Source organism: Oceaniferula marina (assembly GCF_013391475.1).
In the GTDB taxonomy this organism is placed as follows: Bacteria; Verrucomicrobiota; Verrucomicrobiia; order Verrucomicrobiales; family Akkermansiaceae; genus Oceaniferula; species Oceaniferula marina.
Map to the genome: position 1 here is coordinate 428,505 of NZ_JACBAZ010000003.1, position 19,496 is coordinate 448,000.

The following is a 19,496-nucleotide window of genomic DNA, read 5'->3' on the forward strand; positions in this document are numbered from 1 at the left end:
GAGATCTCAGCATTGGCAACGGCGACACGAATGATACTGGTATTTTCAACAGGGTTGGTAACCTGCTCAAAGCTGAAGTCGCCTTTGATCGTCTGACCCGCAACGGAGATTTCAGCCTGGGTCACATTGAGGCGCACCGTGTTGGCGGCAACTCCCAGATGATTGCTGGCGGTGGTGTTAAGTTCAAAGTCGACCGTGCCATCGAGAGTGACACCATCAACGTTGAGGATCGGCACGATGCCTGTAACCAAAGCGGCCACTCCGTCAGGCAAGAAGAGGAACTGGGCAGAGGCAACCGTCACCCCGATAATGGGTTCGGTCTCGGTGCCACCAATGCCGAAGCTCAGATCCGTGACGGTCACGCTGAGCGCTTTGGCACCGCTGGTGAGGGTGGTTTCGGTGATTTCAAAGTCAGCCTTCAAGCGGAGGTCGGCAATGACCAAGGTAACATCGTCACCGGCAACGCGGAACGTCTGACCGGCATCAATCTGTAAATTCAAAGTGGCTGATCCGACGCGCAGCGTTTCATCCACTGCGGCGCCTGTGTTATTCACCTCAAGGGTAAGTCCACCTTCGAGGGAAATGCCTTCGACGCCGAGATGCACATCACCGGAAATCCGACCCGCCAGTCCGGCAGCCGTGACGACAAAGAGCCCCGTGCCGTTATCCAATGTCAGCAGCCCGTCAGCCAAATTGATGGCGACGTTGTTAAAGCCAACACGGACGATTTGAGAGTCGAAGTCTTCACCGGTTCCTCCGGGGAGTCCATCTGCACCCAGTGACTGCACTTGCTCAAAGGCAACATCACCGGAAAGCGTCTGACCGAAGAGGTTGACTTGAACGTTGCTTGCTTCAATTCGCACATAAGGACCAAATGGCAGTTCCAAGGTGTAGGTCTGACCGGCGATGACAAAGTCTTGGTTGACCGCGGCATTGGTATTGTTGATCCGAAGTGAGAAGTCACCGCTAACCGAAACGTCCGGTCCGAGGTCGATACCAATCGTGCCATTGATTTCACCGGCAAGACCGGCATCGGAAATGACCAGAGCACCCGATCCGTTGGTCAGCGAAACAATATCCGATCCTCCGGAGGTCAGGGCAAACTCAACTTCGGTAGCACGGATGGTCAACAGGCTGGCACCCGTGGTTTGATTGGTGGTCGACTCAATCGCAAAGCGTCCTTGGATACTCTGACCGGCAACAATCAGTCGGGCCGCAGCTTCCACACGGAAGAACTGACCAGCAGGCAGATTAATGTCCACCTGTGAGGCGCCCACCATGAAGCTCTGATCGACAGCGTCAGGTGTCGTATTGATCGACACTTCAAAGGTTGCCTCGGGAGTGCCAATACCTTGGAAGATGATTCCCGGAATTCTGACATCAACACCACCACTGATGGTTCCAGCGATGCCAGCCTCGGTCACGATCAGGACGCCGGAAGCATTCACAATCGCGACACCGGCGGTGGCTGAGCCCAGAGTGATACCTACATTGGCGGCCGCAATCGTCAGCGTCGATCCGTCATCGGCTGTGCCAAAGATGCCGTCAGGTCCTTCGGTCACAGCCTGACTGAAGGAGAAATCACCGGTGAGGCTCTGCCCCATGATATCGAGCGTCGCATTGATGGCTTCAAATTGTTTGACCTCAGCGCCATCGACAAATGTCACCGCCACTCCAGGACCGGTACTTCCGGCAATCGTAAGCACCTCAGAAATGGCATGACCCGTCGTATTGACTCGAACACTCGCCTCGGCAGAAATAGTGACGCCATCGACACCGATCAACTCAATGGTTCCGGTGGCAACCAAGGCAAAGGTTGTTGGGTCATTTTCCGTTGCTCCGGCGATCTGGATCAGACCGATGCGGGCATTCGTGAGGAGAGCTCCTTTGGCGAGTGGGTTAATCGACTCATCACCGATCCGTAACGGTCCTTGACCAAGGAAGATTTCCAAGTCCTCACCGGCGAAGGTTTTGGCAGCAACATCATTGCCACCCACATTGATCGTGCCATCGGAGAAGGCAACATTGCCTGAGATAGTTACAAAGTCACCAATGTTGATGGTCAGATCGGAGATCGAAATATCAAATGCCATTCCTTCGTTGGCGCTAAAGACGATCGGAATGCTTGTGCCACCGATGAGGATCGTTTCATTGACTGCGCCACCCGTGTTATTGATGCGGAGGGCTAAATCACCACCGGCATCGATGGGTCCAAGAGAAAGATCAGCGCGACCGGTCAACATACCGGCAAAGCCACCATTGGTGATCACAAAGGCTCCCTGACCATCGACAAAGGTAGCACCCTCGCCATTGAACTGAATGCTGGCGGTCACATTGCTGGCTCCCAACATCGTCACCGCATTCACTCCCGATCCGCTCTGTTCAAAGACAAAGTCACCTTGCAGGGAAACATCCGTGCCACCCACTTCAAGTCCGGCAGGAGCCAGACGGGCATTAAGTGCCTCAACCCGGACAAACGGACCAACAGGAAGGTTGAATCCTGGGTTGCCAGCAAAGGCGGTCAACTCTGGTGTCACGGCAAATGGCAGCGAGTTAATCTGCACCGTCACTTGATCCACCGTGAAGTCGAGACCCGGAATGCTGAACGGGTTCTGGCTCACCACAATCTGACCGGCAACCCCTTCAGGTAAGATCAGCAATTGTGCCGAGGCATCTTGCACATTAACAAAATCACCAATCTGCACGGAAAGCTCATTGATCGCGATACGAACGACATTGCGGGCTCCCACCGTCACTTGCTCAAAGTCAACATCACCGCGGATGTCGAGACCAGGAACCGACAGCACCACATCATCCGCAGAAACGCGGACAAATTGAGCTCCGGCGGATGTCCGGGTATTGATATCGAGCATCAACTCAGAAACGGAGAGCTCAACACCCTCGATACCAAAGCTAACACCCGCGAGGAATGAGGCACTGACACCATCGGCGAAGAGATCGATACGTCCTGCATCGACGGTGATATTGAGCAGTCCATCACCGAGGTTCATTTCAGCATTGCTGATCTCGATGCTGGTGACCTCTGCTGTCTGGGTAAAGGCGAAGTCACCGGAAAGGCTCTGACCCGCAACAATCAATTCAGCATCCTTGGCGGAGACACGGAAGAACGGACCGGCAGGAAGTGAAACGGCGATGGTTTCACCACCCAACTCAAAGACCTCGTTGATCACATTCGGAGTCTGATTGATTTCCAACCCGAGTGTTCCGCTGAAGCTCACTCCCGGGACATTGAGGGCAACCGTGCCGGTAATGGTTCCAACCAAACCACTGGCAGCGGCACCGGAGGCATCCGTATAACTCTTCAGAAGCAAGACACCGGAACCATTGCTCAGCGTCAGGAACGGATCGTTGGCTGGTCCGAGATTCAAACCGGCACGGGTAATGACCACGCGGGTTTCCGTGGCACCGTTGACCGTGCTTTGCTGGAAGGAAACGTCAGCGGTCAGGCGTTGGTCGGCGATGACGATTTCGGCACCGATGGCTGCAACCCGGAAATAAGGACCGGCGGGCAGATCAAGGATCAGCGTTTCTCCAGCAAGTTCGATGGTTTCAAACACAGCGGCTGGGGTGGTATTCACTGCAACTTGCAGCTCATCCACATTCAGGGTGAATGCCAGTGAGGGGTTGGTAGCAACCGATACGGAGAACTGACCGGAAACCCCTTCAGGAGTAACCAGAAGAATTCCCGATCCATTGCTGAGTTCGAGGAAGTTCGTGGTGCCATCACCAAAGCTGGCGGAAATGTGCGACAAGCCAAGGCGTGTGATCGTCGATCCATCAGCGAGCGTTTCATTGCCTAGGAAAACATTGCCAGAGAGCGATTGACCCGCAATCTCGATGCTGAGATTCGTTCCGGAAAGCTGGAAGAAGTTTCCTGCCTCAATGCCCTGGCGGGTCGTACCATCGGCAGCAACCACAAACTCTTCGGTGAAAGCTTCACCGGTGGTGTTAAGCAGGATGTTCAAATCACCACTGAGTTCAACCCCCGGGATGTTGAGAGCAAAGCTGCCACCAATCGCGCCCACCAACCCGACATCGGTAATCAGCAGGTCACCAAAGCCATCAGTGACCGTGACGTAATCCGTGCCAGCATTGCTGATCTTCAGTGAAGCATTGGCAAGGAGCAAACGTGTCTCGCGTCGGTCATCGTTAAGATTGAATGGTGTATTATTGACGTCACGCAGGCTCTGCTGAACCGTGATGTCTGAAGTGATGACGTTGTCGCCAATACCAATCGTGACGCCCAAGCCAACAATGGAAACATAGGCTTCACCTGCGGCATTCGCCACTTGGTCTGAAGCAAAGATAACATTCACACTCTGGCTGGTGCCGGGGATGGTGATGGTTTCATCAACCGCTTGATTCGAGCTATTCACCCGGACCCGAACGGTGCCACTGAGTGTGATGTCAGGCAAACCAACCACACTGACATCACCGCTGGCATCGATAGCGTATTGGGTGGCAGTGCCTTCGGTGATCTTGATGAGTCCAAGGTTGGCATTGTCGATCAGTAACCCTTTGGCAAATGGATTAATCGATCCGTCCGCCAATGTTGCTGGACCTTCTCCAATGAAGAGGCGGAGACCTGAACCAGCGACCACTGAAATGCCATTGCCTCGATCCGTGAAGCTGAATGAGCCTTCCAGAAGAATGATGTCACCAATCACCAACGAAGCATTGGCGAGCGCAACGGAGAAGACCATGCCTTCACCCTCACCGAAGAAGACGTTAATAGTGGAAGCGCCGAGGGTAATCGTTTCATCCACCACGACACCGGAGTTATTGACGCTCAGGATCAGGGTGCCACCGGCATCGAGATCACCGGCAGTTACGGCAAGATCACCGGACAGGGTTCCGGCAACTCCGGTAGGAAGAAGGATCAGTGCACCTTGTCCATTGATCAGGCTGGCTCCTTGTCCATTGACATCAACGGCAACCGTCACATTCGCCATCGCAACACGGGTCAGGGTCGGTGATGACTCAAAGAAGAAGTCGCCGGCAAGCACGGCATTGGCACCCAGTCCGTCCAGTGTCAAGTTAGCTCCCAGAACCGCCACGCGAACAAATGGACCAGCTGGCAAAGTGAGAGTTTCAAGCCCGTCACCGAGGGAGAACTCACGGGTCACTTCGGTGAGTCGGGTATTGATCTCAATCCTTACCTGATCGGTGCTCAGTGAAACATTCGGGATGGTGACGGCAATATTTCCAATGCTAAGAGCACCGACGATACCTGCGGCGGTCACCTCAAATTGACCCACACCTCCACTCACCGTGAGGAACGGGCTGGCTGGAGGACCAAGGGCAAGAGAAACATCGGAGAAGGAAGCAATGATCGATCCGTCAGCCAGCTGAGTAAAATCAAAGTTCCCTGAAAGTGTCTGACCGGCAATATCGATCGAGACATTTGAACCGCTAATCTGGACAAACGGCCCTGCACGCACGTTGATCTCACGTAATGCTCCTTGCACATCGAAATCGACATCCAAATCAACTCCCGAGGTGTTGATCTGAAGTTCAAAGGCACCACCTAGTGTCAGTCCTGGAACGTTCACTCCCACGGTGCCACCAATGTTGGCAGCGATGCCACCGGAAAGAATCAGGATATCACCAAAGCCGTTATCCAAGGTCAGCAGTCCGTCACCAATGCTGGTGCTGACATTGCTCAGCGAAATGCCGATTGCCAACTCACTGATACCACCACCAAGGTCAACACTTGGACGGGAGAAGTTGAGATCAGCACTGATGCTGAGGCCGGCGATTTCGAAGGAAATGTTGGGTGCGGCGATTTCAAAGAACAATCCATCACCAATGCTTGGCACATCGGCACCAGAGAAATTGATGTTGATTGGGGCATCGAGACCCGGAATTGAAATCGACTCGTTGATGCTGGGAAGGATGTCACCGGTGATGGTATTGAGACGGATCGAGATTTCTCCGCTAAGATCGAGGTCGGCAATACCCAACACGGAAATGGTTCCGCTAGCTTCAAGTGCGTAAAGTGAGCCGCTTGGGCTATCGACTTTGATCAATCCGATGGTGGCACCGGTGATCAGAAGCCCGCGGGCGTTCGGGTTAAAGCTACCGTCGGCAAGTTGTGGCACCCCTTCGCCGATAAAGATCAGCAGGTCAGTTCCTCCGGCAATCTGGTAGTTACCCCGGCTTGTGAAGCTGAAGGAACCTTGGATCAAAACCAGATCGGCAATGTTCAAGCTGGCATTGGCAAGTGCGACGGAGAAGACCATGCCTTCGGCAGCGCTGAAGTTGATCTGGAAGGTATCGGTTCCGAGTGTGATGGTCTGGTCGATTGCACCGCCGGTGTTGTTCATACGGAGGTAAAGGTCACCGCCGGCTTCAAGACCACCAAGTGCGACATTCAGTGAACCTTGCACCGTTCCGGCAAGTCCATTGGCAGTAATCACCAGAGCTCCGGCACCATCAATGAGACGGGCACCTTCACCATTGACGGTCACTTCAGCGGTGACCTGGCTGAGAGCGAGACGGGTGATGCCACCAGCTTGGTCGAAGGCAAAGTTACCGCTGAGGCTGGCACCGGGAAGGGCATCGATCGTCAGAGAAGCGTTCAGGATTTCAACACGGATATAAGGTCCGGCGGGCAAGGTCAGTGTCTGGGCGCCTTCGGCACCGAGGATAAATTCATCGGTTACGGTCACGGCACGTGTATTCACCTGCACGGTTACTTTGTCCGTCGTGAAGGTCACCCCTTCCACATCGAGCGTAAAGGTGCCAACGCTGATGCCTCCGGCAACACCCGTGCCATCAATCAGGAAAGTGCCAAATCCATCGGTCACTGAAATGATGGTCACGCCTTCGGATTTCAGATCAAGGAAGGCATTTTCCACATCCACCCGAACCGAGCCATCGGCATTTTGTTCGAAGGTGAAATCACCACCGAGTTGCTGACCGGCGATCGTCAACTCAACACCCGTTCCGGCAATCTGGAAATAAGGACCGACTGGCAAGGTCATCGTTTGTGACACACCAAAGACATCATAGCTCTCAGCAATGGCTTCACCCGTGGTGTTGATCAGAAGAGAGAAATTGCCGGTGGCGGAAACATTGGGAACATCAACCGTGATCGTGCCCTGCACTTCGGCAGCCAAACCTTCAGGAAGCACTAGGAAGTCACCCGTGCCACCCGACAAGGTCACATAGTTTTCAGTCAGGGAACCAAAGGAGGCGTTGACGTTACGCAGGCTCAAGCGGAGCACTTCGATGTCGTCCGTGCTGTTTGCCGGTGTGTTGTTCCGGTCGGAGCGGTAACGGTTGACCGAAAGGTCGGCAACCATCGACTGACCTGCCACTTGCAGGGTAATACCCACGGCTTCGATCAAGGCATAAGGACCATTGATACCTGCGACCTGACTTGCATCGAAGTTCACGGTCACCGACTGCTCGGTGCCGGGGATGCCGATCGTCTCGGTGACCGCTTCATTGAAGGTGTTGACCCGGACCCGGATGGTTCCCTGTAAGGTCAGGTCAGCAATACCGATCACTTGCACATCTCCATTGGCTTCCAGTGCGTAGAGTGGACCACTAGGACCGTCGAGTTTGACCAAGCCCAAGGTGGCATTGTTAATCAGAAGTCCGCGGGCGAATGGATTGATGTCACCATTTTCTAACTTCGCAGGACCTTCTCCAATAAAGAGAGTGAGCTCCGTTCCTGCCGCGACCTGGCGACCGGCATTGTCGACGAAGGAAACATTACCTTCGATGGTGACGATGTCGCCAATGTTGAGGGTTGCCCCGACGAGTGCGACACCAAAGAAGTTGCCCTCGGAATCGGTGAAGATCACCTTGATCCGGTCAGCGCCAATCTCAATCTCTTCATTGACGGCTGCGCCCGTGTTGTTGAAGCGTAAAATCAGAGTGCCTCCGGCATCCAAGCCTGGGACACTGGCTTGAAGTGTTCCGCTGATGCTTGCGGCCACACCGGTGTCGGTGATGATAATCGCCCCTTCGCCATCGATCAGTGAACCGCCGGAGCCATTGATATCAACCGATGCCGTAACGTTGGTGGCAGCCACACGGGTCACAGTGCCTACTTGGTCAAAGAAGAAACTACCGGAAATGGCAGCGGGAGATCCACTGGAGCTCAGACCGGTCAGTGCCAGGGTGACATCGAGCACTGCCACACGGACAAATGGACCGGCAGGGAAATCGACCGTCTCTAGTCCGGAGCCAAGGTCGATGTCGCGGCTGACAGCCACCGAACGGGTATTGAGCTGAAGATAGGTTTCACCCACGGTAAACGTCACATTCGGAATCGTTACGGCAATCGAGGAAATCGCAAGTGCTCCAGCAATGCCGTCGGTGGTGATTTCAAAATCGCCCGCAGCGTTATCCACCACCACGACGTTGGACCCGTTAGCCGTCAGGGTGATATCCACCTGCGTTGCCGTCACCTGCACACTGCCATCGGCGTGCTGGGCAAAACTGAAGTTACCGGTCAGTGTCTGATCGGCAATGTTCACGGCAACATTGTCACCGGCGATATAAAGGAAGGGACCCACAGGAAGCACCAGCGATCTCGACTGACCAAACGCCGTGTAACTTTCGTTGATCGGTGCGGTGGTGGTATTCACTTCGAGGGTGAAGTCAGCGCTGGTTGAAACATGGGGAACTTCAAAACGAAGCTGACCGGTCACTGCCAGTCCGACACCATCGGTGAGCAACAAGATATCACCCTCGGCATTTTCAAGAATCAAGATCTCTTCGGTATCGGAGCCAAAGGCAGCACGACCATTCGCAAGCGAAAGTCTGACGATGTCCGCATCATTGGCATCTTTATAACGGCCGATGGCAAGGTCACCGGAAATCGACTGACCGGAAACATCAATCAGCACTCCCAGCGCTTCGATCTCGATAAAGGGAGCCGTCACCGTTGCCACTTCTGCGGCGGAGAAAACAACATCAACATTTTCCGTTTCACCCGGGAAGACGATCGTCTGATCAACCGCTTGATCCAGCTGGTTGATTCTGACAGTCACGGTTCCTTCGAGCGTGATCTCAGGAAGACCCACCACCTGAACGCGTCCGGTAGCAGAAACGGCGTAAAGTGTGCCAGCTGCATCATTCAGTTTCACGATGCCAACCACCGCTTGGTCAATCAGGATACCGCGGGCTTCCGAGTTGAGTGTGCCATCGGCAAGGAATGCAGGTCCCTCACCAATAAAGATCGTCACATTCTGTCCGGCAGCCACTTGTAAATCACCACGTGAAACAAAGCTGAAGGATCCCTCGATGGTGATGACATCCGCAATATTGAGGGAAAGACCATCCAAGGTGACTTGGAACAGGGTCTCTTCACCCACACCGAAACTAACGGTGATTTCACGGGCACCGAGGCGAACAATTTCATCCACGGTCGATCCCGTGTTATTGATCCGGATAAAGATCGTCGCTCCGGCATCGATTCCTGGCAGGGCAACATCCACCTCACCCTGAACCACACCGGCAACACCGGCTGGCAAGATGACCAGAGCACCACCACCATTGGTGAGAGTGGCGCCACTGCCGTCGACTTCAACCGCAGCCGAAACGTTGCTCATGGCAAGGCGGGTAACACCACCCGCTTGATCGAAGAAGAAATCACCGCTCAAGGAAGCTGCCGATCCACCAACGCTCAATCCGCCCAGTGTCAGGCTGGTATCAAGCAAGGCAACCCGAACGTAAGGACCGCCGGGCAAGGTCATCGTTTCAGGTCCTGTGCCAAAGTTAAACTCACCGGTAACTTCCTGCGCCCGTGTGTTGAGTTCGACACGAACCTCACCCGTGCCAAGTGTCACTCCGGGAACATTAAAGCTGAAGGTTTGGATGCTGAGACCACCCACAATGCCGTCTTGGTTAATTTCAAAATCACCCGCACCACCGGAAACCGTAACAACTCCGGAGCCGATATTGATTTCGACATCCGAAGCGGCAAAGCGGACGCTGTTATCAGCGCGCTGTTCGAAGAAGAAGTTACCGCTCAGCGATTGTTCGGCAATTTCGATCTGGGCATTATTGGCCTCCACGCGGAGGAAGCGACCTTGAGGAACACTTAAAGCAACCGGGGTGCTGTTAACCACAACGACTTCATTAATGGCACGGATCGTTGTGTTGATACGGATGCCGAAACTGGAACTGGTGCTGACTCCGGGGACATTCAGAGCGACGTCGCCATCAATGCCACCTGCAATACCATCATCGAACAGTGCCAACGCGCCAACACCATTGGAAATCGTCACAAAGTCATTTCCAAGAGCAAGACTGACATCGCTGGCAGCCACAATCACCGTGCCATCGTTACTGCGCTCGAAGGTGAAATTACCATTCAGTGACTGACCGGAAATCACCAAAGCAACATCCGATCCGGAAACGCGAACGTATTGACCGGCGGGAAGATTCAGCGTCTGGGGCGTTCCGGTGAGGTTGACGGTTTCATTGACTGCTGCGGTTGAAGTATTGGCCGCGACGGTAAAACTACCGGTCACCGAAACGTCCGGAAGATCCAGAGTAAGGTCACCTCCAAACTCAAACGCGAGACCGGCGGTCGTGGCAACCAAGGCACCATTGCCATGATCGAGAACGAGAATATCGCGGCTGCCATTATTAAAGGTGAGGCGGGCATTGCTCAACTGACCGAGGACGCGACCATCGGCAGCCTGCTGAAATCCGATACTACCGGAAATCTGATTGCCCAGCACATTCAAACTGACATCACGTCCAACCACCTGGATCAATGAACCCGCTGCCACTTTCAGCGATTGCTCGGTGCCGGTCAGGTTGATCGTGCGGTCGACGGCAGTGGTGGTCGTATTGATAAGAAAGCGGAAAGAACCACTGGCGGAAACATCGGGCAAGTTGAGGATCAGGTCACCGGCAACATCTGCGGCAGCGCCTTCAGCGGTCAGCAACATCACACCATTGCCATGTTCAAATACCAGAATGTCAGAACCACCATCGCTGAAGGCAGCACGGATGTCAGTTAGTTGCACCAGCACTTCACCCGCGGCATTTTGCTCAAAACCAAATGAGCCGCTCAGTGTCTGACCATCGATGACCAACGCAACCCCCTGACCCACGATGCGGACAAAAGGACCGGCTTCGACCACCAGTGAGCGGGAATTGCCGGCAATCGTAAATGCTTGGTCAACCGCTGTGCCTGTGGTGTTGATGACGAGGCTGAAGTTGCCCGTGGCACTGACCTGTGGAACCGAAAGATCAAGCTGCCCATCAAACTGTGCTGCCAAACCATCGGTAAAGACCAACAGATCGCCATTGCCATTGGTGAGTGAAACCAGCTCATTGCTGCCGTCAGAGAAGACCGCACTCAGATCGGAAAGTCCCAAGTAGAATGCATTTTCGGTGCTACCGTTGCGGTTCAGTGAAATACGGCGCATGGCAAGGTCCGCCGTCATGCTCTGACCGTAAGCATCGATCAGGATATCGCTGGCTGTAATCTCATAGAATACCTCACCGCCATTGGTGACCTCGGAACTATTAAAGTCGATCACGACCGTTTCCGATGTTCCGGTCACTGGCAGCGTCTGGCTGACGGCTTCGCCAAACTGGTTCAGACGAATGGTCAACTCGCCACTCAAATCGAGGTGGCTGACGCCAATGACCTGAACCTGACCCGAGGCAACCACCGCGTAGGTATCACCCAACTTAATCAAGCCCACTTTGGCGTTACTAAGCAGGAAGCCACGGGCGAGTGGATTGTTACTTCCATCTTCAAGGGTGGCTGGGCCATCACCGACAAAGACAGAAAGCCCGGTGCCCGCTGCAATTTCCCGGCCGTTGGAGGAGGTAAAGGTAAGTGATCCCTCCACCGTGATGATGTCAGCAATGGTGATGCTGAAGTTGGCCAATGCCACCGAGAAGAAGTTCCCTTGTCCGGCGTCGTACTCAAGCTGGATGCTATCGGGACCGAGGGTGATCGTTTCATCCACCGCACCGCCGGTATTATTAAACTGAAGAATGAGAGTCGCCCCGGCGGAGACACCTGGCAGGCTGGCAGCCAGATCACCTTCGATCACACCCGCTGTGCCGGTTGAGGTGATTAATAAAGCACCCCGCCCATTTTCAAGGTTGGCACCACTGCCATTGACTTCGATGGCGGCACTGACATCAGCTGCGGCAATCCGGGTGATGCCACCGACTTGTTCAAAGAAGAAGTGACCGCTGAGTCGGGCTGGCACGCCACCCACCTCAAGGTTGCCAAGTTCAACCGTCGTAGACAGCAGGGCAATGCGGAGGAATGGTCCGGCAGGGAAAGTCACTCCGGCAACCGTTGCTTCAGTGGTGCGGGTGTTGACCTGGAGTTCGGCGGTGCCGACGTTAAAGAAGAGGCCGGGAAGATCAAACTGCAGTGTGTTGATGGTCAAACGACCTGCCAGTCCGGCTTGAGAAAGTTCGAAATCGCCTGAAGCATCAAGGACAGATGCCAGGGTGCGACCGGAGGCGTTAATGTTGAGGCTGGTGTGACTAAAGGAAAGAAGGGTGAGACCGGTGTTGGTCTGCTCAATGATGAGATCAGTCGTCAGTGTCTGACCCGCGATATCAACTGAGACTTGTGAGGCTTCGAGAGCAAACGTCGGCCCAGCACGAATCTGCAGTGCTTTTTCAACACCATTGATTTCCACCGTTTCGTTTACTGCGGTGGCACGTGTATTGATTTTCAGATCCAGGGCAGCCGTGATAGCGACATCCGGCACGTTGATGGCGATATGGCCGCTGATATTGGCAGCCAACCCGGCAGCATTGATCGCAATGATTCCTTCGGCATCACTTAAGGCAAGTGCTCCATCACCAAAGATCGCATTCACCTCCGTTGCGGTGGCAATCACATCACCGGCAGCATTCTGCTCGAAGAGGAAAGTACCGGAAATACTTTGACCCTCAACCGTCAGTTGGGTGTCGATGCCTGAAATCCGGAGATAGGGACCTGCCGCAATTTCCACTCCACGGGTGACATTACCCACGTTGAACGTTTCATTGATCTGATTACCCGTGGTATTGATTTGTAAACTGTACGAGCCACTGGCAGAAACCGATGCCACTCCGAAAGCAAGGTCGCCAGAAGCTTGCATTGCCAAGCCGTCATCGAAGAGGAACAAGTCACCACGAAGGTTGGAAAGAGTTAAAAGGTCCGTTCCTCCGGAAGTAAAGGAGGCACTACCATCAGCAAGGCTGGCACGGAACACCTCGCGATCGTTAGAGCGATACCGGCTGATGTTGATATTGGCGGCAATCGCCTGCCCTGCGACACCAAGAGCGAGATTGGCTCCGGCGATTTCAAAGAAGGCATCACCGGAAATCGATGCTGTTTCGCTGTTGCCCATGACAACAGGTGCCGTGGCATCTCCTGTTGAAACCGATTCATTGATCGCCTCTTGGAATGAGTTATAGCGCAGCGTAACCGTTCCACCGAGAGATAATCCATCGATGCCGATGACTTCGACATTACCCGTGGCCTGCAATGCATAACTAACCACTCCGGCATCGGTGTATTTCACAACGGCAAAGGTGGCATCCGATAACAAGAACCCGCGGGCAAGTGGGTTGGCCGATCCATCATCCAGCGAACGAGGTCCCTCGCCAATGAAGATCTCGACTCCGGTCGCTCCCACTACTTCACGGTTGCCATTGCTGGTGAAACTGAATGAGCCCTCCACGTAAATCAAATTGGCGATCGTCAGGCTGGCGTCGGAAAGAACAACCGTGAAGACATCACCTTCGCTGGTTGAAAATACGATCTCAAGTTCATTGGCACCCAGGGTAATGGTTTCATCAACAGCCGCTCCGGTATTATTAATACGCAGGAAGAGTTCGGCACCGGCATTCAGACCCGGAACTGCGAGGGCAAGTGAGCCTTTTAAGACACCGGCCAATCCGGTATCGCGAATCACAAAGGCGCCTTCACCATCGGTCATGGAGGCACCGCTACCATTCACCTCCACTGCGGCCGTTACTTCAGACGCGGCAAGGATCAGAAGATCGTCGGACTGCTCGAAGAAAAAGTTACCGCTGAGTTCGGCGGCATTACCAGCGACGGTCAGACCAGAAAAGAGAACCGTGGCATCAAGTGCTGAAACACGGACAAAAGGACCGGATGGCATTTCAAGTGTCACACTTGAGCCGTCGAGTTGAGCGCTACGATGAATCGCTACCGGCTTAGTATTGATCTCAACCGAAACAGTCGATGATGAGATCGTTACACCAGGGACGGTAAAGTTGACGGAACCGACCACAATGGCGCCGTCGAGCCCTGAGGCATCGAGCTGGAAGTCACCGGAAGCACCGGTAACGGAGACAAGGGGTAAACCATTCGCACTGAGAGTCAGATTGACTCCACTGGCAGTCAGGGTCATTCCACCTTGGTTATTGGCTTGGAAATCGAAGGTGCCGGTCAATGTTTGTCCGGCAACGATGAGATTGGAGTTTACTCCGATCACTTGCACCACCGGCCCCGCACGAATCTGAATCGAGCGGGTCACATCACGTAAAGAAATGGTTTCGTTGATCGCACCTGGCATCGTGTTCACCACCACCCGGAAATGACCGGAGGCAGCAACGTTGGGAACCAGAACCGAGAGGCTGCCACTGAGGTCGAAGGCTGCTCCTTGGGTGGAAGCAAAAATCGCACCGGCGCCATCATCGATCTGAAGGAAGTCAGTCGTGCCGTCACTGATTGTCGTGCTGATATCGTCAGCCACAATCATCAAGTCTCCATTGGCTCGGGACTCGATGATAAAGTTACCGGAGAGACTCTGGTCACCCACCATCAATGAGGAATTAAGACCGGCGATGGCAACCAAGGATCCAGCAGCAAGGTCAAGGGTGAAACTTTCACCTCCGGCTGAGATCGTCCGATTGACAGCAGCGGATGTGGTATTCACCTCGGCAATGAACTGGCCGCTGGCAGAAATGTCAGGGAGGTTGAGTGCCAGATCACCGCTGAAACTGACCGCCAGTCCGGTGTCGTTCAAAATCAATCCACCGACACCATGACTCAGGCTGGCTTCAGCATTGGGACCGAGGGCAAGTTGACCGTCGGTCACCGCACCGACAAATTCACCGGTATTCAATCCACTACTTGGGTCAAAGCTAAAGAGGAAGTTACCGCTGACGGTGTTGTTGGCGAGTGTGGCGGTGGCTCCGGCGACATCGATCTCAAAATAGTCGGAAGCGCGGAAAGTATATTGGTTGTTCTGGAAAACTTTCGTCAGCGCCTGACCGCGGGTATTAAACTCAACATCGGCACCATTGATCGCAAAGCTGACATTCGGAATGCCGTTGATCACCATGCCCCCACTGAAGGAAGCCGCGACACCCAAGCTATCGACAAAGAGCACACCGCTCAGATTGGTTAATTCATAGGAGCCGGTTCCGAGGTTCGCTTGGATGTTAATATCCGATGCCGCAATCAGCAACTCATCCACGCCTTCGGAGGTCAATCCTGAGGAGAGCACCAAGGAAAGATCACCCGTCAATGAAGCACCCAACATCGTGAAGGCCGTGTCTTCAAAATCGATCGAGAAATATGGACCGCTCGGCACATCGAGCGTCACCGACTGATCGGCAATTTCGAGTGTCGAGAAAATGGCCTGATCGAAAGTATTGATCTTTAATGTCGAGCTACCGGCGAGATTGAGGTCCGGGGTATTAATGGCAACCGATCCGCTGAGCTGACCTGCAAATCCAGAACGGCGCAAGACCAGACCTCCGGCAACACCAGCGACATTGCCAACGCCACCCGGCAGGCTGAGGTCAACATTGGTGAAGCCAATTTCCAGCCCTTCGAATTGTGGGGCATCCGGCAAACCAATGCCGTCAAAGTAATCGACCAAGTCGGATTTGATCAGACTGAAATCGATCGCTCCACTGAAATCCAGGGTTCCCAATGTCAGGTCCAGGTTGGGACCGCTCAAGCTAAAGTCGCCGGCACTGATACCACCGAAATCGACAGCCATCGTGTTGAACTGGAAATCAAGCAGGCCGGACAAATCCAGTGATCCGCCAACCACGCTCAAGCCGGAAAGGTCGCCAAAGACACCACTATTGGAAATGCCAAAACTTCCGGTGGGAAGTGACATCTGCACCAGCGGCTCACCTGGCAAACCACCAAAGTTGATCGTCAAATTCTGAAACTCAAAATTGAGCAGCGGCTGCGCATCCACCAATGAGGTGCTTAATGCAAAACTACCTTCCAGTTGGGCAGCACGCAGATCGATCACAAAGTGACCCGACTGCAAACGGAACTGGGGACCGGAAGTGATCACCGTATTTGCTCCGTCACGTGGTGAGGTCACCGTGACATCCGTTGCTCTGGTATTAACATCCAACTGAAGCTCACCTTCGACCCGGATATCATTTTCCGTGTAGAGGAATGCCCCGGCAAGTTGGGTGGCGAGGAAAGATTCTGAAATGACTGCCACACCGGACAAGTCCATCTGTCCGGCATCAAGACCATGAGTGGAAAGGCGGACCTTGTCAGCCAAGCCAATCAGCACCTGCTCGTCACCTGCCTGACCCGTCCCGGAGGAAACCACTCCGGTGGTTTGGTCAATCGATCCAGTTTCAAAGATAAAGTCACCGGTGATGGATTCTCCCTGGGTGGAGATCGTTAAGTCATATCCGGAGAGACGAACAAACGGCCCGGCAGGAAGATCAACCGAACGGATGCCGGTGGTCGATGCCACCGCGGAATCTCCGGAGTTAAACTCGGCTGACAAAGTTCCGGCAAAAGTAAAATCGGTAAAGCCGGAAGAAATGATCGATCCGGTCACACCGCCAAACACCGCATCATTGGCAAATGTGATATTGCCCACACCGTCACGTAATCCGAGATAGCCGGAACCAACGGCAAAACTGGCTTGGACCTGGTTAAAGGCAACATTCAAAGAATCCGTATCCGCCGTGACACGTGCGGCACCCGAAATCGTCTGGTTGTCGATTTCAAGATTCAGCGCACCAAAGTCAACCGTCAGCTCGGATGAGCCCGTAGGGAAATAGAGTCGGGTTCCATCGGCAGGGTTACCATTGCGCTCAAGCACGGTATCAATCACCAGTCCCGATTGATTCAACTCAAGACGACCGGTGCCGGACACAGAAACCGAACCAAGGTTTTGGGCGGCAAAATCACCATTCACCACAACCGTGTAATCATCGGTCTGGGTAAAATGAATAATCACCACCGTGGCATTGGCGACATACAATCCGGAAGCATCCAGATCAAGCCCCCACACTCCGGGGATGAGAGGGTCGACACCAAGGAAAAATTCGACGTTGTTGTCTGCGATGACATTGACATCGTAATCCACGCCATCGATTCTGAGAGATTCCGAACTGAAGGAAATCGGGCCACGGTACTGGATGCGATCACCTAATTCAAAGAAAGCGGAAATCGCAGTGACTTCAAAGAAATCCTGCAATGCTTCGGTAGGGCCAAAGTTGAGGGTCATCTCACCGTCACCAATCGGCAGACTGCGGGAGACTTCCTGGTTCGTGGTATTAAAGCGGACTTGTAAACGTGCACCTGCCGCAAAAGCGGAGCCAGCTTGCACCTCCGCCGTGCCATACAACTCACCCGCGACACCATTGATATTCCCCAAAAGAACACCACTCGCGTCCGTGACCGAGGCCGCATCCGTCACCAGGGACAGCGCATCAAAAGCAACGAGAAATTCCATCCCGCCACCATCCACCGCTTCGGCAAAGAAAGTAAACTTGCTCTGACCGATATTCGATTGGATCGCAACCGCCACACTGTCAGGGGTGCTGACCTGGAATTGGCGCTGACCGTCGACCGATGCATAACTGACATCCACTGCGGCATGACTGACATCAAAGCCAACCAAATCAGCATTGAGAATACCTGAAAGTGTCACGGCAGTGTTGCCCGTTGAATCGATGGTCAAAGCTCCATCCACATCGCTGACTGAAACATTCATGCGGGGGGAATCCGAGAAAACGAGCGATCCATCTTCAATGGTAATGTTGATCCCCTGCTGGTCCGCCGTGCTTAAGGCGATGGAAAAATCAAAAATCAGATCCGCCGCTTCAGTATCAAGCGAGACATCGTCACCACTGAGGGCGGCTGTTCCATCAGCCGCAGTGACACTGATCGAGGTGCTACCGGAGGAAATCACTTCATCGACCAAATCCTGCCCGGTGGTATTCCAAAGCACAGAAACCTGACCATCAAGCGCGACATCCGACCCGTAAACATTCACCTCACCCGAGGCAGAAAAAACAAACCCTTCCGTGTCCGGGTTATAAGCAAAAACACCATCCACATCGAGCAGTCGCAGCCCGGCTTCATCTCCCTGGAACAGCCCTTGATCGGTGTTGGCATCCACCAACATCGTGCCATCCGTGACACCAAAAACCAACTGATCACCATCCACATCCACCGAAAACTCGCCACTCAATTGAGTCGATCCCAGGGTGATGGTTCCAAAGAAATCCGTCACCGTCAGCAAACTAAGATCCTGGCGGTTGGCAAGGGCATCTTCGAGAATGTCATTGGTGGCTTCGTCACCGGCATTCACCATCAGATCGGCTCCATCAGCCAGAGCCACCACAGCTTGATCGCCCACGCCCACCGTCTTAAGAACATATCCGGTATCGGTCACAAAAGGAACAAGGGCTAAAGTTTCACTCAACTTTAAGCCCTCGATTTCATCAAAATCTCCTTCGCGGTCGGCAAAGGTCATAAACTGGAATTCATCACCTACCTGCGGTTCAAACCCCTCAATCAAGGAGATTTCCAGCTTTCCTCCCAAGGTCGCGGTGCCCGTCGCAATCACGCGGTCAAACTCAGCGGCCGCAGTACCGGCTAACTCAATTTGTAACAAGCCGGAGGTCTCAAAATTGTCAACCTGCACCTCACCAGGGCTGTTCCCAGGGGCAAATTCGCCTTCAATCAGTAAATCCTTGGTCGTTGTTCCTGATCCATCCAGACGCTGGGTTTCGCCAATCACGATCGTTTCATCCGAATCATTTTCGGCGTCAGAGCCAGAGGATTCTTCAGTTGCTCCCGCATCATCCCAGGAAAAAGCCTCACCTCCACCCAGGAGCGACATCTCCTCATCGTGAGGCATGAAAGTCTCCGCACTCGCCTCCACTTCCACCACATCAGCAAAGTGAACTTCCTCCAATGCGGACGAATCAACCGCCGCCAATGGAGACAAGCCATATGACTCAGGGCCAGCGTCAACAGGTGCCGCCGATAAAAGGATTTTGGGCTCCAATTGCTCCACTCCATACGACATCACAGCGCTACCAGAAACGCCATTACGACGTCCTTTGCTAACAATGTCAGTTGGGGGTAAACTAATCACGGAACCCGGGCATCAGATCATAACAAATAACAAGTGGCAATAATTATTGTGAGTAAAGTGTGAATAACATTTAAGAAATGTAAATAACATCAGCTCCAACCAGCATAAAATCAACACGTTAGGGCG

Annotated in this window: 1 protein-coding gene (only partly in view); it reads right to left on the minus strand. The window is 53.7% G+C overall.

What is annotated here, in order from left to right; genetic code table 11:
* Positions 1–19,370 carry the 5' end (the start) of an LEPR-XLL domain-containing protein gene (locus HW115_RS09660; protein WP_178932414.1) on the minus strand. Its footprint begins 37,363 nt before the window's first position, so only the first 19,370 of its 56,733 coding nucleotides appear in the window; it begins with the start codon at positions 19,368–19,370; the stop codon falls past the left edge of the window.
* Positions 19,371–19,496 lie beyond the last annotated feature (126 nt).